Annotated in this window: 22 protein-coding genes; 4 read left to right on the forward strand and 18 right to left on the reverse strand. The window is 37.5% G+C overall.

Going from position 1 to position 21,529, the window contains the following annotated elements; all coding sequences use genetic code 11:
* Window positions 1-583: 583 nt before the first annotated feature.
* Both fcl and HQN83_RS24605 read left to right on the forward strand, forming a co-directional pair.
* The gene (fcl, locus tag HQN83_RS24600; protein WP_317172536.1) at window positions 584-1,513 is read left to right on the forward strand and encodes a GDP-L-fucose synthase; all 930 of its coding nucleotides are present in this window, start codon (window positions 584-586) and stop codon (window positions 1,511-1,513) included.
* Window positions 1,514-1,551: 38 nt separating this feature from the next.
* Window positions 1,552-2,484 (forward strand): hydrogen peroxide-inducible genes activator, encoded by a 933-nt coding sequence (locus tag HQN83_RS24605; RefSeq protein WP_173094336.1) that lies wholly within the window; start codon window positions 1,552-1,554, stop codon window positions 2,482-2,484.
* 94 nt (window positions 2,485-2,578) lie between these two features.
* On the opposite strand, the gene HQN83_RS24610 is transcribed toward HQN83_RS24605, so the two are convergent.
* The 3 genes from HQN83_RS24610 to HQN83_RS24620 all read right to left on the reverse strand — a co-directional run bounded on the left by HQN83_RS24610 (window position 2,579) and on the right by HQN83_RS24620 (window position 4,150).
* Window positions 2,579-3,184, reverse strand: coding sequence for a superoxide dismutase (locus tag HQN83_RS24610; protein WP_173094338.1), 606 nt, complete (start codon window positions 3,182-3,184; stop codon window positions 2,579-2,581).
* A 156-nt stretch (window positions 3,185-3,340) separates the two neighbouring features.
* Window positions 3,341-3,814, reverse strand: a complete 474-nt coding sequence (locus HQN83_RS24615) for a nucleoside deaminase (RefSeq protein ID WP_173094340.1) — start codon at window positions 3,812-3,814, stop codon at window positions 3,341-3,343.
* A complete protein-coding gene (locus tag HQN83_RS24620) occupies window positions 3,815-4,150 on the reverse strand; it encodes a tRNA-binding protein (RefSeq protein WP_173094341.1) in 336 nt (111 codons plus the stop codon).
* A 274-nt stretch (window positions 4,151-4,424) separates the two neighbouring features.
* Here HQN83_RS24620 and HQN83_RS24625 point away from each other — a divergent pair, with 274 nt between their 5' ends.
* The gene (locus HQN83_RS24625) at window positions 4,425-5,609 is read left to right on the forward strand and encodes a class I SAM-dependent rRNA methyltransferase (protein ID WP_173094342.1); all 1,185 of its coding nucleotides are present in this window, start codon (window positions 4,425-4,427) and stop codon (window positions 5,607-5,609) included.
* 308 nt (window positions 5,610-5,917) lie between these two features.
* Here HQN83_RS24625 and HQN83_RS24630 read toward each other — a convergent pair whose 3' ends face one another.
* From HQN83_RS24630 to HQN83_RS24660, 7 genes are all read right to left on the reverse strand, one after another.
* Window positions 5,918-6,157, reverse strand: coding sequence for a DUF6814 family protein (locus HQN83_RS24630; RefSeq protein WP_108204590.1), 240 nt, complete (start codon window positions 6,155-6,157; stop codon window positions 5,918-5,920).
* Between the two features lie 23 nt (window positions 6,158-6,180).
* Window positions 6,181-7,716, reverse strand: coding sequence for an MFS transporter (locus tag HQN83_RS24635; protein WP_173094343.1), 1,536 nt, complete (start codon window positions 7,714-7,716; stop codon window positions 6,181-6,183).
* Between the two features lie 86 nt (window positions 7,717-7,802).
* Window positions 7,803-8,858: a nucleoid-associated protein gene (locus tag HQN83_RS24640; RefSeq protein WP_108204592.1), complete on the reverse strand. Its 1,056-nt coding sequence runs from the start codon at window positions 8,856-8,858 to the stop codon at window positions 7,803-7,805.
* A gap of 8 nt (window positions 8,859-8,866) precedes the next feature.
* Entirely contained in the window at window positions 8,867-9,658 is a 792-nt protein-coding gene (locus HQN83_RS24645) for a TerC family protein (protein WP_173094344.1), read from the reverse strand.
* Window positions 9,659-9,744: 86 nt separating this feature from the next.
* A complete protein-coding gene (locus HQN83_RS24650; RefSeq protein ID WP_173094345.1) occupies window positions 9,745-11,046 on the reverse strand; it encodes a hypothetical protein in 1,302 nt (433 codons plus the stop codon).
* Window positions 11,043-11,570: a hypothetical protein gene (locus tag HQN83_RS24655; RefSeq protein ID WP_173094346.1), complete on the reverse strand. Its 528-nt coding sequence runs from the start codon at window positions 11,568-11,570 to the stop codon at window positions 11,043-11,045. Before HQN83_RS24655 ends, HQN83_RS24650 begins: the two co-directional genes overlap by 4 nt.
* A 1-nt stretch (window position 11,571) precedes the next feature.
* Entirely contained in the window at window positions 11,572-12,117 is a 546-nt protein-coding gene (locus HQN83_RS24660; RefSeq protein ID WP_173094347.1) for an RNA polymerase sigma factor, read from the reverse strand.
* A gap of 189 nt (window positions 12,118-12,306) precedes the next feature.
* On the opposite strand from HQN83_RS24660, the gene aspS reads away from it, so the two are divergent.
* On the forward strand, window positions 12,307-14,052 hold the full coding sequence (aspS, locus tag HQN83_RS24665; protein WP_173094348.1) for an aspartate--tRNA ligase: 1,746 nt from the start codon (window positions 12,307-12,309) through the stop codon (window positions 14,050-14,052).
* 177 nt (window positions 14,053-14,229) lie between these two features.
* Here the strand turns inward: aspS and HQN83_RS24670 are convergent, their stop codons facing one another.
* From HQN83_RS24670 to HQN83_RS24705, 8 genes are all read right to left on the reverse strand, one after another.
* Window positions 14,230-14,679 carry a hypothetical protein gene (locus HQN83_RS24670; RefSeq protein WP_173094350.1) on the reverse strand — a complete coding sequence of 150 codons (450 nt, stop codon included), beginning with the start codon at window positions 14,677-14,679 and terminating at the stop codon, window positions 14,230-14,232.
* Window positions 14,657-15,046 carry a phage holin family protein gene (locus HQN83_RS24675; protein ID WP_173094352.1) on the reverse strand — a complete coding sequence of 130 codons (390 nt, stop codon included), beginning with the start codon at window positions 15,044-15,046 and terminating at the stop codon, window positions 14,657-14,659. The genes HQN83_RS24670 and HQN83_RS24675 overlap by 23 nt, the downstream gene beginning before the upstream one ends.
* 23 nt (window positions 15,047-15,069) lie before the next feature.
* Complete coding sequence (locus tag HQN83_RS24680) at window positions 15,070-15,336, reverse strand: YtxH domain-containing protein (RefSeq protein WP_173094354.1); 267 nt, start codon at window positions 15,334-15,336, stop codon at window positions 15,070-15,072.
* A gap of 263 nt (window positions 15,337-15,599) precedes the next feature.
* Window positions 15,600-17,057: an ATP-binding response regulator gene (locus tag HQN83_RS24685; RefSeq protein WP_173094356.1), complete on the reverse strand. Its 1,458-nt coding sequence runs from the start codon at window positions 17,055-17,057 to the stop codon at window positions 15,600-15,602.
* Between the two features lie 13 nt (window positions 17,058-17,070).
* Entirely contained in the window at window positions 17,071-18,702 is a 1,632-nt protein-coding gene (locus HQN83_RS24690; protein ID WP_173094358.1) for a sensor histidine kinase, read from the reverse strand.
* A 7-nt stretch (window positions 18,703-18,709) separates the two neighbouring features.
* Entirely contained in the window at window positions 18,710-20,110 is a 1,401-nt protein-coding gene (locus HQN83_RS24695; protein ID WP_173094360.1) for a sigma-54-dependent transcriptional regulator, read from the reverse strand.
* Window positions 20,111-20,281: 171 nt separating this feature from the next.
* Window positions 20,282-21,064, reverse strand: a complete 783-nt coding sequence (locus tag HQN83_RS24700) for an enoyl-CoA hydratase/isomerase family protein (protein WP_173094362.1) — start codon at window positions 21,062-21,064, stop codon at window positions 20,282-20,284.
* A 3-nt stretch (window positions 21,065-21,067) separates the two neighbouring features.
* Window positions 21,068-21,487, reverse strand: coding sequence for a cobalamin B12-binding domain-containing protein (locus HQN83_RS24705; protein WP_173094363.1), 420 nt, complete (start codon window positions 21,485-21,487; stop codon window positions 21,068-21,070).
* Between the last annotated feature and the right edge of the window lie 42 nt (window positions 21,488-21,529).

A 21,529-nucleotide genomic window follows, 5' to 3' on the forward strand; every position in this document is an offset into this window, starting at 1 on the left:
GCAACAGGCAATTAGCACTAATTTCATATCGGGCACGCTGCACAAAGAATTTAAATACTAAAATACTTATTTTCAGATTCTTATTGAAAAAACTTTCTGACTTGTCATTGGTAATTTATTTTGCTTCGCAGCTTCTTCGAGGTCAGCATCACATACAAGCAAGGCTTCCTTTTTCTTGGAGGTCCTGAAATAAATTCAGGACAATGACCAATTAAACAAAATTATCATTACCACTTATTTTTCTTATATTTAATTTTTCATGTCAATAGAATCCAATTGATCGGTGATAGGAAAAATTAAATAGGAATTGCTACTTCCCCAAGTTCCTATTCACTAAATATTGGGCCGTAAAAAGGCCCAATCGGGAACCAATATTATAGTCGTCCCTGTTACCACCTTTAAACTCACTTCGTTCGGACCTCGTTCGACCAGTGTCGAACAAGTGCCGAATGAGATATGTACAAAAAACGACTCAGTTTTAGGACCCAAAAAAAATGTCATTTCCTCCTCTTAGCATTTCCAATTTCAAGCCATCAAGATGACAGCGGGATTTCGTACTTTTGCAACAATCATTAAAAACACATTGGAAAAGAACGCAAAAATATATGTAGCTGGTCACCGAGGTATGGTAGGCTCAGCCATTTATCGTAAATTGATTAAGGAAGGTTTTACAACTCTGATCACCAGAACTTCGGCAGAATTAGACTTGCGCAATCAACAGGCAGTAACTGATTTTTTTGAATCAGAAAAACCTGAGTATGTATTCCTGGCGGCTGCTAAAGTAGGCGGCATTATTGCCAACAATACTTACAGAGCTGATTTCCTTTACGAGAATCTTTGCATCCAAAACAATGTAATTCACCAATCATATAAAACCGGTGTAAAAAAGCTGATGTTTTTAGGCTCAAGCTGCATTTATCCAAAACTTGCACCCCAGCCTTTAAAAGAAGATTATCTGCTTACAGGATTATTGGAAGAGACCAATGAGCCTTATGCTATTGCTAAAATAGCCGGTATAAAAATGGCCGATGCTTATCGTTCACAGTATGGCTGCGACTTTATTTCCGTAATGCCAACTAACTTATATGGTTATAACGACAACTATCATCCACAAAACTCTCACGTACTGCCTGCTTTAATCCGCAAATTTCATGAAGCAAAAGTCAATAACGCTCCGGAAGTTAACATCTGGGGTTCTGGATCTCCAATGCGCGAATTTTTGTTTGCTGATGACCTGGCCAATGCTTGTTACTTTTTAATGCAGGAATACAACGAGCCTGGCTTTGTAAATATTGGAACTGGAAAAGACCTCACAATAAAAGACCTTGCGCTATTAATTAAACGCATTGTTGGATTTGAAGGAGAGCTAACCTTTGACAGTAGTAAACCAGACGGCACACCTCGCAAATTAATGGATGTTTCTAAATTACATTCATTAGGTTGGAAGCATGAAATAGAGCTTGAAGAAGGCATTAAACTAGCTTATCAGGATTTTTTAGAGAAGCATAGTTAAAATTGATATATTTGCTAAAGAAAATAAACTTTAGCTATATGACCTTAGTTCAACTAGAATACATAGTAGCGGTAGATACTTACAGAAGTTTTGTAGGCGCCGCCGAAAAGTGCTTTGTTACCCAGCCTACACTCAGTATGCAGGTACAAAAACTTGAGGAAATGCTAAATGTAAAAATCTTTGATCGCAGCAAACAACCCATCATTCCGACAGAAATAGGGGCTCAGATTATCGAACAGGCACGCTTAGTGCTTCAGGAAAGTCATAAAATTAAAGAGATAATTAGTAGTCAGCAGCAAGATGTTGTTGGCGAGCTTAAGGTAGGTATCATCCCCACCGTAGCGCCTTACCTTTTACCAAGGGTAATTGCCTCAATGATGGAAAAATACCCCGAGCTTAAACTCCTGATTTGGGAATATACCACCGAAGACATCATTCATCATTTAAAAACCGGAATACTGGACTGCGGAATATTAGCTACTCCACTGGGAGACAATTCAGTAGAAGAAACCCCGATGTATTATGAAAACTTTGTTACTTACATCAGCAAGAACAGTAAGCTATATAAAAAGAAAACGATAGATGCCGACGACCTGGAAGATGAAAATATCTGGCTATTAAATGAAGGGCATTGCATGCGATCTCAGGTGCTAAATATTTGCAGATCTACTAAGCAAAATCGTCTTCAGGGACTAACTTACAATACAGGAAGTGTTGAAACACTTATCCGTATGGTTGACATGAATAACGGAGCTACTCTGCTACCAGAGCTTGCATTAGAAGAGTTAAGCAACAAACAACTAAGCAAAGTAAGGCATTTCAAATCTCCTGAACCTGTTCGCGAGATCAGTTTGGTTACCCACAAAAACTTTATTAAAAAGAGAATGCTCAACGCGCTTAAGGAAGAAATCTTAGCTGTTATCCCTAAAACAATGCGCCAGAAAAAGAAAAAGGATGTGGTAGGGATATAAAAATATCTTACTACTCCTAGTTAGGCTTTTAAACAGAAGAGGCCGGTGATCAATATCACCGGCCTCTTGCTTTATCAGTTTTTTAAAAAACTAATTATGCTTTTTTGAAACGTTCTGCAACTGCATCCCAGTTAACTACATTCCAGAATGCTGAAATATAATCAGGACGTCTGTTTTGATACTTCAAGTAATATGCATGTTCCCAAACATCCATACCTAAAATTGGAGTGCCTTTTACTTCAGCGATATCCATTAATGGATTATCTTGATTTGGAGTAGAAGAAACTACTAATTTTTTATCAGCACCAACGCTTAACCAAGCCCAACCTGAACCGAAACGAGTTGCACCAGCTTCAGCAAATTTAGTTTTGAAATCAGCAAAAGATCCAAAAGCCGCATTGATTGCTTCAGCTAATTCACCTTTAGGCTCGCCACCTTTATTTGGACCAATAACTTCCCAGAACAAAGAGTGATTGTAATGACCACCGCCATTGTTTCTTACCGGAGCTGGAAATTTAGAGATATTTTTAACGATTTCTTCGATGCTTTGGCTAGCTTCTGGCTTGCCTTCTAAAGCTTTATTTAAGTTTGTAACGTAAGCTTGGTGATGTTTACCATGGTGAATTTCCATAGTTTGTTTATCGATATGCGGTTCTAATGCATCTGTTGCGTATGGTAACGCAGGTAATTCAAAAGCCATATTATTTATGATTTAAGTTTAAAAAATATTTTCGGACAATCTCGGCCAAATTGTATTTCAAAAGTTCAGGATTAAATGCTGAGAATAACTAAAAAACAATTCAACTGAGCAAATATAACATTCGGAGGTTAAGTTTTGTTCAATTATTTGTCAATATTAACCCCTTTTATTTATAAAAAACCGTTTCATCAAATCTCCGCACTGAGGAGCCAAAACATTTCCTTTTAAAATTGTTTTGGGATGTAATAAAGGTGCCCCTTTAGTTGTAAATCCTCTTTTGGGTTCTGGCGCACCGTAAACGATGCGACCAATCTGCGTCCAATAACTTGCACCAGCGCACATTACACAAGGCTCAACAGTTACATAAAGTGTGCAATCTTTTAAATACTTACCTCCTAAGGTTTGCGAAGCTGCTGTAAACGCCTGCATTTCTGCATGTGCAGTTACGTCATTTAACTGCTCGGTTAAATTATGTCCGCGACCAATTATCCTGCCCTTACAAACCACTATCGCTCCAATTGGAATCTCATCTGCATCAAATGCTTTTTGAGCTTCCTGAAGTGCTAAAAGCATAAAATGCTCGTCTTCTGCTCCAGGATTTTCTTCTTCTGAAAAATTATAATAACTCATTTAGCACAATTTACTGCCGTTAGGCACTTTGCCATTTAAGGCCGTTAACACAATATCTCCATTTTCGTCGGCAAAACCAGTCACTAAAAACTCGGACATAAATTTTCCGATCTGTTTTTTAGGAAAGTTAACCACTCCTACTATTTGTTTGCCGACTAACTCTTCTTTAGTATAATGTGCAGTAATCTGCGCACTGCTCATCCTAACCCCAAGGTCTCCAAAATCTACCTTTACTTTATAGGCTGGTTTCCTCGCCTCCGGGAAATCTAAAACTTCAAGAATAGTTCCCGCCCGAAGTTCTACTTTTTCAAAATCATTCCAGGTTATTTCTTCCATAAAATACAATTCTGCACCATCATTTACAAAAGCCGTAAATTTATTAAATTACTTCGCAATCTACTAACCTCTTCGCTTTCCTTCCACTACTCACCTCTCAACCACTCCGCAACTTTCCTCACCATGGTCAATCTCCTCTCCCCCCTTAATTACCTCCCTGCTTTCCAAAAAAATTAGCATCACAGAACAGACGTTCTCAGGTTGTGCCCACTTCGGGCACCTAGCTGGCGCAGCCTGTGAAGAGATTACTAATTTTTTCTATTACTTTTGCACCATGATTGATGTAATACTCAAAAAAGGTAAAGAAAAAGCTGCCGTACTTCGCCACCCATGGATTTTCTCTGGTGCACTCGATAAAGTTAAAGGTAAGCCTTTAAATGGCGAAATAGTATCAGTATGGTCGGCAGAGAAAGAATTTCTTGCCTATGCATATTACAATGGCCAATCAAGAGTAGCCTTACGCTTGTTAGAATGGGATCAAAATACTGAAGTGAACAAGGCATGGTACCAGCAAAAGCTTAGAAGTGCAATTGCATCACGCAAGCATGTATTAAGCAAAAACACCAACACTTGCAGGCTTGTATTTAGTGAGGCCGACTTTTTACCAGGATTAATTGTAGATAAATATGCTGATTTTCTATCTCTGCAAATTTTAAGTGCGGGTATAGAAACAGTTAAAGAAGATATCATCGATATTTTAAGGGAAGAGTTAAATCCTACCGGAATATTTGATAAAAGCGATGCCGGAGCACGTAAGCACGAAAACCTGGAAGCTACCCAAGGATTACTATGGGGAGAAACCCCACCAGAGTTTATTGAAGTAAAAGAGAACGGAGTCGTTTACCACATCAATATCGCAGATGGGCAAAAATCAGGCTTCTATTGCGATCAACGCGACAACAGATTAATTCTTGCTGAATATACCAAAGACAAAACCGTACTGGATTGCTTCTGCTATAGTGGCGGTTTTTCATTAAACAGCTTAAAGCAAGGCGCTTCTCATGTAACAAGTGTAGATAGTTCTGCTCTTGCTATAGAGACTTTACAGCATAACCTTAGCCTCAACGGACTCGATCAGGATAAACAAACGAGCATACAATCAGATGTAAACAAACAACTTCGTGTGTTTAAAGAAGAAGGTAAGAAATTTGATGTTTTAGTCCTTGATCCACCAAAATATGCGCCATCACGTTCTGCATTAGACAGAGCTGCTCGTGCCTACAAAGACTTAAACAGACTTGGAATGCTTCTTTTGGAAAGTGGTGGCATACTTGCTACGTTCTCCTGTTCAGGTGCAGTAGATCTTGAGACATTCAAGCAAATCATCGCGTGGGCTGCATTAGATGCGGGCAGAGAAGTACAAATCATTAAACAATTTAGCCAACCTGAAGATCACCCTGTACGTATTTCTTTCCCTGAAGGTGAGTACTTAAAGGGATTGCTTTTAAGGGTATTGTAATATTTAACTATCGTCATGCTGAGAGCCTAGCATTAGAAAGAATACAAAAAAGTGGTAATGACAATTTTGTATACTCGGTCGTCCTCCTGAATTCATTTCAGGATCCCGCAAGAGAAAGTAAGTTCTGGCAAATGCGAGATACCGCTCTTCAGCGGCATGACGACCGCTATATACAACGAGCAGAATAACCTCTTTGTCATTGGTAATTTATTTCAGCATCTCTCAAGAGAAGGATACTCTAGCAAGTGAGGGATGCTGAAATAAATTCAGCAGGACGGAAAGTTTCGAAATTAAACTGGCTAGCCAACCTAATCTTCCGGCAATTTATCATACTCCCCTTTTAAAGCGTAATAGCCAAAAACGACCAGGCCTGCACTAATAGGGATAAAAATAAATAAGATAATCCCCCACTGCAACGCAGTGTTTGTTTTTGCCACTCCTTCTGGTGCAAGACCTACTTTTTCAATAGCCTGCATAAACATAAATATGATGGATGCCGGACCAAGTATGATCCAGAATATTCCTAATGCTTTTTTTAATCCGTTCATCGTAATTTCTCTTTTATTTGACTTTAATGATCAGCCTCGCCGTGATCCGGCTTTTTGTTCGATAAATAAATTGCTCCTATTACAAAACTTAATGCCGCTATCCCAATTGGATACCACAAACCAGATAATGGCGTAGAACCCGAGAAACTAGCTATCAGCGTTGCAATAAAAGGCACTAGACCTCCAAACACTCCATTACCTACATGATATGGTAGCGACATAGAAGTATACCTTATTTTTGTAGGGAAAAGCTCTACCAAAAATGCTGCAATTGGTCCGTAAACCATAGTTACCAGTAAAATCTGGAAGAAAATCAGGAACACGAATTTCCAGAAAACCGGAGTAGAAAGCTTTTTATCCTTAAAAGCATCCGGAGCAATACTGGCCGGCTTGCTCAAATCAGCATATTTGGTATGCGCCTGAATCTTTGTAAATGAAGCGCCGTTTAGCAAAGTAACCTGAGAAGTGGTAGTAATCAAACTGTCTGAGGTATTTTCAATCAAAGTTCTCGTAACAACAGGATTGGACACCTCTTTAATATCACTTTGTGTAACCTGACTTACATCAGTGTCATCAAGGAATATCTGATATATCGGTCGGTAAAAAATAATCCCCAGCAACATTCCTGTTAGCATAATCCACTTTCTACCTACCTTATCACTCCATGAGCCGAATATCACAAAGAAGGGAGTCGCAAAGGCTATACCCCACAAAAGAATGTATCTTGAGTCGTTAAAATCGACTTTACAAGTATTTTCAATAAATGATTGAGCATAAAACTGACCTGTATACCAAATAACACCCTGACCCATTGTAGCACCAAAAAGAGCCAGCAAAACCATTTTAAAATTTGCTTTGTTACTAAAACTTTCCTTCAGCGGATTTTTAGAGACATTGCCCTCTGTTTTTAACTTAGTAAACATTGGCGACTCATGCATTTTCATTCTGATGTAAATGGAAACGCCTACCAATAAAATAGATAGCAAAAATGGAACTCTCCAACCCCAGGCAGCAAAATCTTCTGCACCAAGTATATTTTTAGTCAATACAATTATCCCTAATGAAAGGAATAATCCTCCTGTTGCCGTAGTTTGAATCCAACTGGTAAAGAAACCTCGTTTATTTGCAGGCGCATGTTCTGCCACATAAGTTGCAGCCCCACCATACTCACCTCCTAGTGCAAGGCCTTGTATCAGGCGCAAAATCAACACTAAAATTGGAGCTGCATAACCGATACTCGAATAAGATGGAATAAGACCGATAAGAAAGGTGGACCCACCCATAAGCACTAAAGTCAAAAGAAAAGTATATTTTCTACCGATAAGATCGCCCAAACGGCCAAATACCAAGGCGCCAAAAGGGCGAACAATAAACCCTGCTGCAAATATTGCAAGGGTATTTATTAATGCTGAGGCTCCTGCATCGGCAGGGAAAAGTTGTGATCCTATAATAGTGGCAAGACTCCCAAAAATGTAGAAATCATACCACTCAATTAGTGTACCCAGGGACGACGCCCCAATCACTTTAAAAATGCTGTTCTTTTGCGGTTCAACGTTCATATATAGTTTAGAATATTTGGCTTTCTACTAAACTACAACTATTATTAATTACCAGCCAAACATTTTAACTATAATGCTAAAAGTAATTACTCTTCCTCCCTGAAATAAACCTTATAGTAATTCATAGATTTATCATCATCAAACCCCTTTTCTATCAGCTCTTTATCGCCATGGATATAAATATGAAAGTTTTTATCCAGCTTAAGTACGCTTTTAAAAACACGGGCTTGTTTCTTTACAGCAGCACCCGAAATATCAAAGCTATCAGGAATAGGAGCATCAAACTCCTCTTCATAGCTTTTCTTATAGTTTTTAAATGCTTCTATACCTTCTGAATTACCAATAACCTCATTCGAGAACTCATCAATATCAAAGCTTTCTTTCTCTTTGAAGTATTTCATAGACTTGTTTAACAAATCTATTTTATCTGCCTTAGAGATATCAAAATCCTGATCTAATTTCTCTGTAACAAAGTTTTTGTATACCCCCAACACGTTGTTTGTCTGATTGAAATTATCGTTTCTGGTTTTCAATTTCAAAAACTCATCCTTCCAATAAACAGCCTCTGCGCTACGATTGGTTTGATCAATTACAGCCACTCTGTAGCCTTCTTCTTTGTCGGTATTAAAGATAAGGCAGCCTTTATCAAGCTTGTTGATGTTGATCGCTTCCTGCTCATAACTTAATCCAAAACCACTATTCTCGGGATACACCTTCAAATAGGTTTCCTTGGTCTCTGATTTAAAGATACCAATGGCATCATGAAGCTCGCCTTCAATCTGCACATTTTCAAAATAAGCCAGGTAAAGTTCTCCAGATTTTATTTTCGGATGCCCTGATACATCATATAGATATTTGGCAAGCTCCTTACTATTTTCATGAAAGGTCTCTCCCTTTTCAAATATCTCTGATGCAAAATGATATACTTCATTTAAATTCAGATCTGAATTGGGATGAAAAAAACGGTAAATCTCGTTTACCTTTTCGTACGGGCTAAGAAAATATTGCTGCAACAGGTTACTCAACATATTGTCTTGTATTGCTACCGACTGCTCAGACAACACGTAAAATTCATCTTGCGATTTGTTTCCAATTCTATGAATGGAAAGCTCGGCAAGGGAAGCTTCAAAAAAAGAAATCATTAATGGTATTAGTTTTTAGTTTCCTCTTCGCGAGGGGTATTTCTCAACTCAATAGGTTTTTTCGCATTTTTCTTCATTTTCAAATTCAGCATCTCTACCAAAATTGAAAAAGCCATTGCAAAATAAATATATCCCTTAGGAATATGCTGATCAAACCCTTCAGCTAATAGCGAGACGCCAATTAGTAACAGGAATGATAATGCAAGCATTTTTACGGTAGGGTGATTGTTTACGAAATTGCTTATTGCACTTGCCGAGAACATCATGATTATTACCGCAATAACAACTGCTGCAATCATTATTTCAACATGTTCCGCCATACCTACGGCAGTAATTACGGAGTCTAAAGAGAACACAATATCTAAAAGCAGAATCTGAATTATTACACCGGTAAAGGAGTACACCTTTCCTTTCAGTTCTTTTTCCTCTTCACTTTCTAACTTATCGTGTATTTCGTGAGTACTCTTATAGATTAAAAATAGCCCTCCTATAATAAGAATTAAATCACGACCGGATATTGATAATTTATTCAACCATTCGGCATTAGAAACGCCAATTAAATCTCCCAGATTAAACAATTCTGACGTTAAGGTCATCACCCAGGTAAGCGACAATAATAAAAGAACACGGGTAATCATTGCAAGAGCCAAGCCTATCTGTCTACCTTTTTTTTGCTGATCTGCAGGTAATTTACCTGACAAAATAGAAATAAAGATAATGTTATCTATCCCTAAAACGATCTCTAAAACTGTCAGAGTCAGTAGTGATATCCAAGCTTCCGGGCTACTCAATAATTCCATATTATGTAAAATTTATTTTGGAGCTAAGATATAAAAAAAGCTTGCTGAATTTATCAACAAGCTTTAGTTGTGTTTGGTTTATCGTTTTATTTAAATGATACTGAACCGTAATCGGAACTGATCTTCACTTTGGCTCCACCCCCGTTACCTATTTTACCCGTGTAATTTTTTGTTGTAGAGTCTCTGTCTCCTCCGTCGATAATTTTCGCAGAAACCCTGTTGCCATAATTAAATGAAGCATAACTGGTGTGAACATCAAAATCTGCGTTAAAGGAATTATTAAAATTAATACCTATTCCAAGATACGCTCCATCAACAGTTAGTGATTTACAACCATTGCCTACCTCATCAATACTTAATTTATTGTATTGCATATCAAACTTTCCATCTCCTCTTAAAGTACCTATACTTGCACTTACATATTGAGCATCCAGATCTAAATTACCAACCGTGGAAATCGCTATGTTGTTGTATTGCTGGTTGATTTTAGCATTGCCTTTAATGGTATTGATGTTAACATTAGCATACTGAACATCCAGATCCAGATTCTCAACGGAGCCTATAGTAAGTCCTGAGCCATATTGCTGTTTGACAACGGCATTCCCTTTAATGTTAGTCACATTAACTCCAGTATATTGAGCATCAATATCAAGTGAATTAGCCGTCCCTATGGTTAACCCTGATCCATATTGCTGCTTAACCACAGCCTTATTTACAGCCTGGATATTAGTTTGCCCGTACTGCACTGAAATATAATTATTTGTATTGCTTAAACTCTGCGCAGTAAAATTACCGTATTGAACTTTTACATAAAGCGGTCCATTTAAATCTCCCATATTTACATCACCGTAATTTTGCGATACGGTTAATGAATTGGATGCTGGCATATAAACAACATAATTTACCTTCACTTCTCTTCTCCATCTTCTACCGTTTCGACTTCCATTCCCCCAGTTACCATTCTTTTGCTCCATTTTGGTTTTAAAAATAACCTGATCTCCAGATTTACCAGCCTCAATGGTAATGTTATCCAATAGTTTCTGAACGTCAGCATCATTATTACTATAAGCTTTAATGTCTACATCTACTTTCACTTCCTTTCTATCCCATATTTTAACTTGTATAGACCCGTATTGATTACCAAGTACAATTTTTTCAGAATTATCTATAGCAAAGGTTTTGCTAAACGTTTTTGATCGCATTGGATCATCGTCTCCCTCACTTCCATTCAGAGTAAAACTGACAGGCTCAATTGCTTCAATATTTGTTTTACTCGAAACATTAACTGCCACCTCCGTATTTATTGCGTTTTCAATACTTACAGATTGTGCATTGGCGATGCTTGCTAAAAGCATCAGAGATAGAATACCTCCTGTTAAATTTTTCATATTTTATTCTCCTTTTTATATTGACTAACCTCATTAATAATAGATAATTGCTGGTTGATTACCTGTAGCTGCAGCTCTAAGTTTTTTACCATTGCCCTTACCACCAATTTTTGATTCGGACTGTTTTGCAATTGTTTCTTTAAGTTTTCATAGTCAGCACCTAACTTTTGTAAATCCGAGCTGAACTCACTGTACAGCTTTGGATTTTCCTGTGCATAAACCATCAGGCTATCCTTTTTCTGTTCAATAAGACTGGCAAATTTCATTTCTTTCTTCGCATATATTGGATTTACGTCCGCTATATCAATCCCTGTTTGTTTACTACGATAAGTATATATAAAAGTAATCGTCATCACCACGGTCAGGGATGCAGCTATAGCGAACCACAACGGCACCCTCAAAGGCTTTTTTACTTTTTCTTTGTCTAATGCTGTTTCAATTTTACTCCACAACTCATCTGAAGGTGTTCCAACATCAAAAGATTTTTTATGCTCTCTGATATACTCTTCTAACTTTTTGCTCATCTTATACTCCTCTCTTTTCTAATAAGCCATTCAACTTCATTTTGGCTCTCATGTATTGTGTACGTGATGTATTTTCTGATATTTTTAGAATATGAGATATCTCTTCGTGATCATATCCTTCAAACAAATACAGTGTTAACACGACTCTATAACCATCAGGAAGGCTGGCCACTGCCGCTCTGATTTCATTTACCTTTAATTCTAAATCTTCTTCATCCTCAGCCCCATTTTCTGGGATGTCTATGTCATCAATATTTATAAATTCTGCTTTCCGCTTTCTTAGCTGATTAATGGATTTATTAATGATGATCTGCTTTAGCCATAATCCAAAAGTTGTTTCACCTCTAAAGGTTTCTATTCTTGTAAAGGCATCTAAAAAACCCTCCTGTAAAACATCTTCTGCCTCAGCTTCGTGGTTAACTATCCTCAGAGCCACGTTATACATAGCTTTTGCATACAATTTGTAAATTTCAAATTGCGCTTTCCGATGGCCTTTCCGGCAATCTTCAACTAGCTCCACGTGCTTATCTATGTATACTGTTTCCAATGTTTTTCTGATTCGTTTAATATGACAACTGCTTTTTTAAAACGTTGCATGCATGCTTAAAAAACTTTTCATTTTCTTTAGTTTATTAAAAACTTAAAGAGATAATAAATTAAATATAACAAGTAAAATCGCCAGGCTTTAAAATATGTGGTTCAAAATGAATATTTTTGCCGCTTAATTATTTTAAGAATGTTAAGAACAACTACTTGCGGCGCTTTAACCATTCAGAACTTAGGAGAAGATGTAATCCTTTGTGGTTGGGTACAGAAATCAAGAGATTTAGGAGGCATGACCTTTATAGATATCCGTGACAGATACGGGATTACCCAGTTGGTTTTCAATATGGATGATAATCGTGAATTATGTGAAGCTGCCCGGGGTCTAGGAAGAGAGTTTGTAATTAAAGCCAGTGGATTGGTCGTAGAACGTTCTAACAAGAACCTTAAAATGCCAACAGGCGAGGTTGAAATTAAAATTACTGCACTTGAAATATTAAATGCAGCTAAACTTCCTCCTTTCTTAATAGACGACGAAACTGACGGCGGTGATGATTTACGCATGAAATATCGCTATCTGGATTTACGTAGAAATCCGGTTCGTAACAACATGATTTTACGCCATAAAATGGCTCAGGCTGTACGCCGATATTTAGATGGGTTAGACTTTATTGAAGTTGAAACTCCTGTTCTTATTAAATCTACACCTGAAGGCGCAAGGGATTTTGTTGTTCCAAGTCGTATGAATGCAGGTGAATTTTATGCACTTCCACAATCTCCGCAAACCTTTAAACAATTGCTAATGGTATCTGGCTTCGACAGATACTTCCAAATTGTAAAGTGCTTTAGAGATGAGGATTTACGTGCTGACAGACAACCTGAATTTACTCAGATAGACTGTGAGATGTCTTTCATCGAGCAAGAAGATATATTAAACACCTTTGAAGGCTTGATCCGCACCTTGTTTAAAGACATTAAGAACTTCGATTTACCTGAGGTACCAAGGATGCAATATGCAGATGCAATGCGCTTTTATGGTTCAGACAAGCCAGATACGCGCTTTGAAATGCAGTTTGTTGAAATCACAGACCTGGTTAAAGGAAAAGATTTCCCTGTATTTGATAACGCAGAACTGGTTGTTGGTATTAACGCGAAAGCTTGTGCAAGTTATACCCGTAAACAGGTTGATGAGCTTACAGACTTCATTAAACGTCCACAGATTGGTGCAACAGGCTTAATTTACCTAAGACACAATGAAGATGGTTCTTTAAAATCATCTGTAGATAAATTCTATAACGAAGATGAGCTAAAAAAATGGTCAGCAGCATTTAATACTGAGCCAGGCGACTTAGTATTGGTTATGGCTGGTCTTCAAGACAAAGTGCGTAAACAATTAAGCGAACTACGTTTAGAAATGGGTAATCGTTTAGGATTACGCGATAAAAATAAATTCAGTGCACTTTGGGTACTTGACTTCCCTCTATTAGAATGGGATGAAGAATCTGAAAGATACCATGCGATGCACCATCCTTTCACCTCTCCTAAGCCTGAAGACATTGCGCTTCTTGACTCTAAACCAGGTGAGGTAAGAGCAAATGCTTATGATATGGTAGTAAACGGAACTGAAATTGGTGGTGGTTCAATACGTATCCACGACAGAGCTTTACAGGCCCTAATGTTTAAACACTTAGGTTTTTCAGCTGAAGAAGCACAAAAACAATTTGGTTTCCTAATGGATGCATTTGAGTTCGGTGCTCCTCCACATGGCGGTATCGCATTCGGTTTTGACAGGTTATGCTCTATCTTTGCCGGTCTTGACACAATTCGTGATGTAATTGCATTCCCTAAAAATAACTCTGGCAGAGACGTTATGATTGATAGTCCATCTACAATTGACGACAAGCAATTGAATGAATTGAAAATAAAAACAACTGTTTAATACAAGGAACAGATTTAATATAAAATGCCTGCATCATGATTTATGGTGCAGGCATTTTTTTTGAAAACCGCCTTATCAAATCGTTACTCTGAATTTATTTCAAGGTCTCGTTTAAGCAGGTTTTGAATAACTTTTGCGAGGTCCTGAAATAAATTCAGGATGACGCGATCGTGTTAATTAATACGTTTCACTATCTGGTGGAATGCCATAGTCAACATCCGCACCTTCTTTTGTCTTCTTTTTCCTAGAACCTGAAAACCAAGATTTAACAGCGTTAAAAATAGCTGACAAATGTTCTGCATCTAAGGTTTTACCTACCTTATTTGATGCTAATCCAATTAGCGTTTTCGTAAGAAATCCAGACCCTCTAAACAATGTAGTATTCATAATAAAAGGCAATACAAAAGACATTACACTACTACTAAGATTCAGTTTATCATCTATCTTAAGAAAGGCAGACGGAGTTGCATATTTTTTAATAAAGCCCCCTAAAGTAAATTGTTTCAAATATACTTTGGTGTCGCTGAATAATACTCCTTCCTGCATCATATACTCAGCCTTTAGGCTAGCTACCTCAGCATGTAAGTCTTCAAGGTTGCGAATATTATATTTTCTTATCTTCTTCATCCTTATCCGCCAATTTGTTAAAGTAATTTCTGATAGTAAAGTTAATTATTGCCTTCTCGATGTATTTGTCTTTCGTGTAATAAACGATCAGTGCCAAAAAGACATAGATTAACGCCACGCAACCAAAACCTCTTGCATAGCTTCCAAGGAGATCTGACAAGAATAGGGCTAATGTAAAAGTACCAAACAAAAAAGCCAGAATAAAGCATATAGCCACAACAGCATTGGTTACTAAATCTGCAAATATCTTCGATATTTTCTCTACAAGATATAGTCGCGTATACTCAACTCTGGTATCTAAATAACTTTTCGCATCTTCATATAAGTCCTCAATACCCTTTTCTTTATTTTCGTGATTCTCCTCCATGCTGTTCGTTTAAAACTTGATTATTAAGCGTGTTCTACATCGTCAACAAATTCCTCTTCAGATTGACGTAGTTTAGTTTTAACAGAATCTAAAACCTTATCTTTTAAACTGGTGAGGTTATTTATTTCATCAGCCGCTTTATCTCTAATAGAATCTGCAAGATCTTTTAATGATTGACTTAACTTATCTCTGGTATCACTTCCTTTTTCAGGCGCTAATAACAATCCTAATGCTGCACCTGCAGCCAAACCGGCTAAAAGCCCTACTAATACTTTTGAATTATCACTCATGACATTTTAATTTTATGTTTAACATTTATGTTTTATTTCCAGGATCTGTATTATTATAACTCGCTATGCTTTAAAATTGTTTTAATTCTCTCCAATCTTTCAGATGCCATAGCGCTAGTTTCATATATTTTTATCAATAATACAAAATAAGATATCAATAATGGTCCAAATACCAACCCCAATTTCCCAAACAAAGGCACACCAATAACTACGCCAATTACAGTAACAACGGGATGAATAAATTCGACCTTGTTCTTTAGTTTTTAAAACCAGAGTGTTCCCTCGTGATATATTGGAATCCTAATCAGGAATAAACTTCCTTGAGCCAGTCTTTTAAGCTTGATGGAGCCATTATGAGTTGTTAATACACGTTGTGCATGTGTAAGCCCTAAACCACCAGCCCTCTTCTTCGTTGTAAAGAATGGCTCAAAGATCTTCTCTTGATTTTTAGGATCCACACCTACCCCATTATCTTCAACTCCAATCTCATACATACCCCTATCAGCTGTACTTGTTATATGAATCATCTTAGGGTAACTCTGCATAGACTCCACCGCATTGTTAATCACACTAATCAGTGCATTTTTGATTTTAGGCTTATCAAGTAACACTTTTTGTTCCGATTGATGAAACTGGGTGGTCAACTTTATATTGTGCCCTACTATCAAATCCTCAACATCAGAAATAGCCTCTTCAATTACCGTTAAAATATTGTGTCGCTGAAGATTAAGCGTCTTTGTTTCCGTACTGGAGATAAAGTTTTGCATCAGCTGATTTACCCTATCGCAATTACTCTTTATAATCTCCAGGCACGATTGAACCGTTTCATTATAAACAATTGCAGGCTCTGCAGCTAACTCATCTAACGCCAGGTTTATGGTGCTTAAAGGATCTCTGATTTCCTCTCCTAGCCCTTTTGCAATATGTTCAGAAATAGACATTTTACCCAAGCTAACTGATCGCTCTTCTATATTTTTTCTATAACTAAGATCATGGATTATAGTATGATAAACCTCCTTTACATTAACCATATCGGTTTGAATAAATGAGGATAGACTACAGTAGCAAGCCTCGACTCTACCCGAAATCAATTCACATTCAAAGTCACTAAGAGAGCCGCTACGCTCCATTAGCTCCCTAAATTTTTCGCCATCTTCAGCATTTTTAAAAATAGCACTTGTATTTAATTGGAGTATTTCCGAACGCTCATAGCCAAGAAATTTTAATCCTGCGCTATTAATGTCATAAATTTTCCCAAAATAGTCTGACACTAGAATAGGATCCTTTGCCTGCTCAAAAATAGCCCTATACTTCCGTTCGCTATCTTTCAGCGCCTTTGTCACACTCGCCTCCTTAATAGAATAGCGAATGCTGCGATCCAACGAAGAAGGCTCTATTTCGTCCTTTATCAGGTAATCTGCCGCTCCTATGTTCATGGCTTGCTCGTCAATAGCTAAATCACCCTTACCTGTAAGTATGATTATAGGTTGCTCACACCCCGAGTTAATTGCTTCATTAAGCAAATCAATGCCAGTACCCTTTCCCAATCTATAATCTACCAGGTAAACATCAAATTGTTTCTTTAAAATAGAGCCAATCCCTTTCTCATAACTATTAACCCACGATAACTCATACGACGACGAAATCTGATCAAACACACCCTTAGTAAGGATGTAATCATCTTCATCATCATCAATTAATAAAACTTTTACCTGTCTCATTATTACACTCTTTTCATTTGTTTTGTTTCTTTGGCAGAATAACCACAAAAGCCGCCCCATTTCCAGGCCTGCTTTCTGCAGAAATAAATCCTGAATGGTTATCGGCTATCCTCTTACATATTGCCAACCCAATACCTGTACCTTCATAATCAGCACGCGAGTGCAAACGATGAAAAATATCAAATATTTTCAAAGCGTCCTCAGTTTCAAAGCCGATTCCATTGTCCTTAACTTCAACCACACAGTAGATGTGATTTCTATTAGCCTCTGGTATATTCAAATCATAACCGTATTTCATACTGCATGACATTTCTATACAAGGTGACTCATTTTGATTGGTGAATTTCAGAGAATTTCCAATTAGATTTTGAAAAAGCTGCATCAATTGACTTTCAACACCTTCTATTTCATCATCTTCAAGGTCAATCTTTACCGTTGCCTTCTTTGCCTCTATTATAAAATCAAGATCACTTAATGTTTTACTTACAATGTCAGTCAATCTAAGTTTAGTAAAACTTTTATTGCCTCTTGTAAGCTTGGAAAAGGTTAAGAGGTCATCAATCAAAGCACGCATTCTCTCTGATGCACCTCTCATTCTACCAATATAATCCTGGGCTTCTTCATTCATCTGCCCTGCATATTTATCCTTTAAGCGATCACCAAAAGCCTGTATTTTTCTTAAAGGCTCTTGTAAATCATGCGATGCTACATAAGCAAACTGCTCCAAATCCTGATTGGACCGATTCAGTTCAACTACCTTTTCTTCAAGCTGCACCTGCGCCTCTCTTAACTGTGTTACATCCTGTGTGTTACCAATATAAGCATAGTTATTATTAAGGCCAATTCTTTTATATTCGGCAGTTGTAAGTACATGCCTGATCTCTCCGGAAGGCAGTACAATCCTGTAATTTATCTTAAATAGTGTTTTGTCCTGCTTGGCTTTATAAAAATTATCCATAAAGAACTGAATATCATCTTCATGAACAAGTGCTTTATAAAACGCGAAATTAACAAAGACCGAATGGGGTAGAAACCCATGTATGTTATACATCTCATCGGACCAGAGAATAAACTCTTTCCCATCAACCCATTCCCAGCTTCCACTGTGTGATACCATTTCCGCTTCTCTTAACAGAGATTCGTTTATTTTAAGCTTTAAAACCGCTTCTTTAAGCTCTGTAACATCCTGTATAGTACCAACAAGCTTGGCCTCCCCTTCGATGTAAAACCCTTGCCCCAGCACATACTTTCTTGCACCTGATGGCTGTATAATTTGGTATTCTACAGCAAAAGAGGTTTTGTTTTCAACAGCAGATTTTAACTCTTTAGCTACCTTTTCTCTATACTCCGGAGCAATAACCTGCTCATTGATCGAGGCGTCCGGCAAAAAATCATCATTCTTAAAGCCATACACCCTGTATAACTCTTCGGACCATTTAACTTGTCTGCTTTCTACAAAAACCTCCCAGCTACCAAGGTGAGTAATACGTTCGGCAAGGTTAAGCACTTCAACCCGTTCATTTAGATACTTGTTCTGCTTTTGTAGCATTGCTGCCTCAGCCTTTAGTCCATTAACTACCGACATACTCCTAAAAAGGAAATATGCCAGTACCAATAGTCCAATAAAGATGACAGTAGCTACCAATAACACTTTATGTATCCAAATTAATCGCTCTCATTTTATTGTACAATGTTTTTCTATCGATGTTTAGAATTTTAGCCGCCTTGGTTTTATTAAAGTTTACTTCTCTTAAAACTTTCAAGATGGCATCATACTCTGCTTCCAGGGCTGCATTTTTTAAATCCCTTGGCTTTTCGATACGTGAAATTGAGCTTTCAATGGCCGATGCCTTAGCATAAGTAGAAATTTCAAGCGGAAGGGCTTTCAATTGTATTTCCTGACTTTCAGTAAGCAAAGTAGCTCTTCTCACTACATTTTTAAGCTCCCTTACATTGCCTGGCCAGTTATAGGTTAAGAAACAGTCTACAACTTCTTCAGAAAAGCCCTGAACATTCCTTGAAAGCTCTTGGTTTGCTACATCTAAAAATGTGTATGCGAAAACCATGATATCATCACCACGCTGACTTAAAGGCGGTAAGCCAATAGAAAACTCATTAAACCTATGGTAAAGATCTTCTCTAAACTTTCCTTTCTGAATAGCATTCGAAAGATTTTCATTCGTTGCAACGATAATCCTTACATCCAAATCAATCTCTTTTGTACTTCCAATTCTTTTGATTTTACGCTCCTGTACAGTTCTTAGTAAAGCAGCTTGAATATCATAAGAAAGATTTCCAACCTCATCTAAAAATAACGTACCGCCATTAGCCATTTCAAAATGACCTATTTTAGTATAAAGCGCACCTGTAAACGATCCTTTCTCATGACCAAAAAACTCACTACCGGCCAATTCCTTTGTTAACGAACCACAGTCCATTGCAACAAAAGGGCGGTCTTTCCTTGGGCTATTTAAATGGATTGCCTTGGCAACAGATTCTTTCCCTGTACCACTTTCTCCAGTTAAAATCACACTATATGATGTTGGCGCAACCAACTGAATTTGCTTTAAGAGTTCTTTTGAAGCAGGACTTTGTCCAGCTACGAAGTTATCTACTTGCTTATATGCTTGCTTGGCTGCTTTTTGTTTAGGCGTTTCAGATGAAGTTTCAGATTGATTGGTATTTAATGCAATCTGCGTTTCTATCGCTTTATTTATCGTGTTTAAAATTTCATCCGGATATAAAGGCTTGGTGATATAGTCATATGCTCCCAGCTTAATCAACTCAACAGCCAGTTTAATATCTGAATAGCCGGTAATAATGATTACACCTGTACTAGGATAACTTTCCTTTATTTTAATCAACATCTCTCTCCCGTCTGTATCCTCTAGCCTATAATCACATAAAACAAGATCATAAGCTTCCTTAGCCAGGTAATCCATTGCTGCAACTCCACTTGTAGCTGTTGACACACTAAATGAATTCCTGGTTAAAAATTTGGATAACAGCACTCCGATGTTTACCTCATCGTCAACAATTAATATTTTTCTCATATCACCTAAAAATTAGAGCGCATTATTATGAAATAAATATAACTAGTTTTTTTTACCTGGGAAATATTTTCTACAGTTTTATAGAAAAAGTATACAGTTTTTTTCACACATCACGACAAAGCCCCATTGATTCTCAAAAAAGAATCAATGGGGCTTTACTATTTGAGGACTTTATTTCCCGATAAACACCGGTTTTCTCTTTTCAAGAAAAGCCGTAGTTCCTTCCTTAAAATCCAAAGTATCAAAGCATTTACCAAATTCTTTGATCTCAGTTTCGAAGCCATCAACATCATATTGCAATGATGCATTTATAGATTTTATAGCACTAGCGACGGCCAATGGCGCCCTTAGCTTTATTTTATTTAAAATTTCTTCCGCTTTAGCAATGAGCTCTGCTTGTGGAACAGTATAATTCACCAATCCTATTTTTTCTGCCTGAGCAGCGGTAATCATATCAGCAGTTGTAATCATCTCAATCGCCTTGCCTTTACCAACTAACTGAGTTAATCTTTGCGTACCTCCGTATCCTGGAATTAATCCCAGACTAACCTCCGGCAAGCCCAGCTTTGCATTATCTGAGGCAATACGAATATGGCAAGCCATTGCCAACTCAAGTCCGCCACCCAAAGCAAATCCGTTTATAGCGGCAATCACAGGCTTAGGACAGCTTTCAATAGCATCAAATACGTTTTTATGTCCAGCTCGCGCAAGCTCCTCACCCTCTTCAATACTATAATTAGAAAACTCCGAAATATCAGCTCCGGCAACAAAAGCTTTCTCTCCTGCTCCGGTAAGCAAAACTCCACGCACCTCGTCATTATTCGCTGCAAGCTCAATTGCTTCCGCCAATTCAGTCAAGGTATCTTTATTTAAAGCATTTAACTTATGTTCACGGTTTATGGTAACATAAAGAACATTGTCCCTTATTTCCGATAAGATATTTTGATTAGCCATAATCTAGAAATTTCTGTTTTCAGCAACCCAATTTTTAATATAATCTACTATTGTCACCATTGTAGTCCCGGGCGCAAATAACTCCCCAACACCAATCTCCTTAAGCTTTTTCATGTCACTTTCGGGGATAATCCCTCCGCCTGTAAGCAAAACATCGGTCAATTGTTTTTGCTTCATGATCTCTACAATTTTAGGGAAAACAGTCATGTGAGCACCCGACAGGATAGAAATCCCAATGGCATCAACATCTTCCTGCAAGGCGGTATTTACAACCATCTCAGGAGTTTGTCTCAATCCTGTATAAATTACTTCCATACCGGCATCCCGTAAGGATGTTGCAATAACTTTTGCGCCTCTGTCATGACCATCCAACCCAACCTTTGCCACTAAAACCCGTATCGGCCTGTTTAACGTTTTGCTCATAATTTATACTAATAGTAGGTGGTAAATGTAAGTAAATTAGCG

This window comes from Pedobacter foliorum (assembly GCF_013266735.1).
GTDB classification, from domain to species: domain Bacteria; phylum Bacteroidota; class Bacteroidia; order Sphingobacteriales; family Sphingobacteriaceae; genus Pedobacter; species Pedobacter foliorum.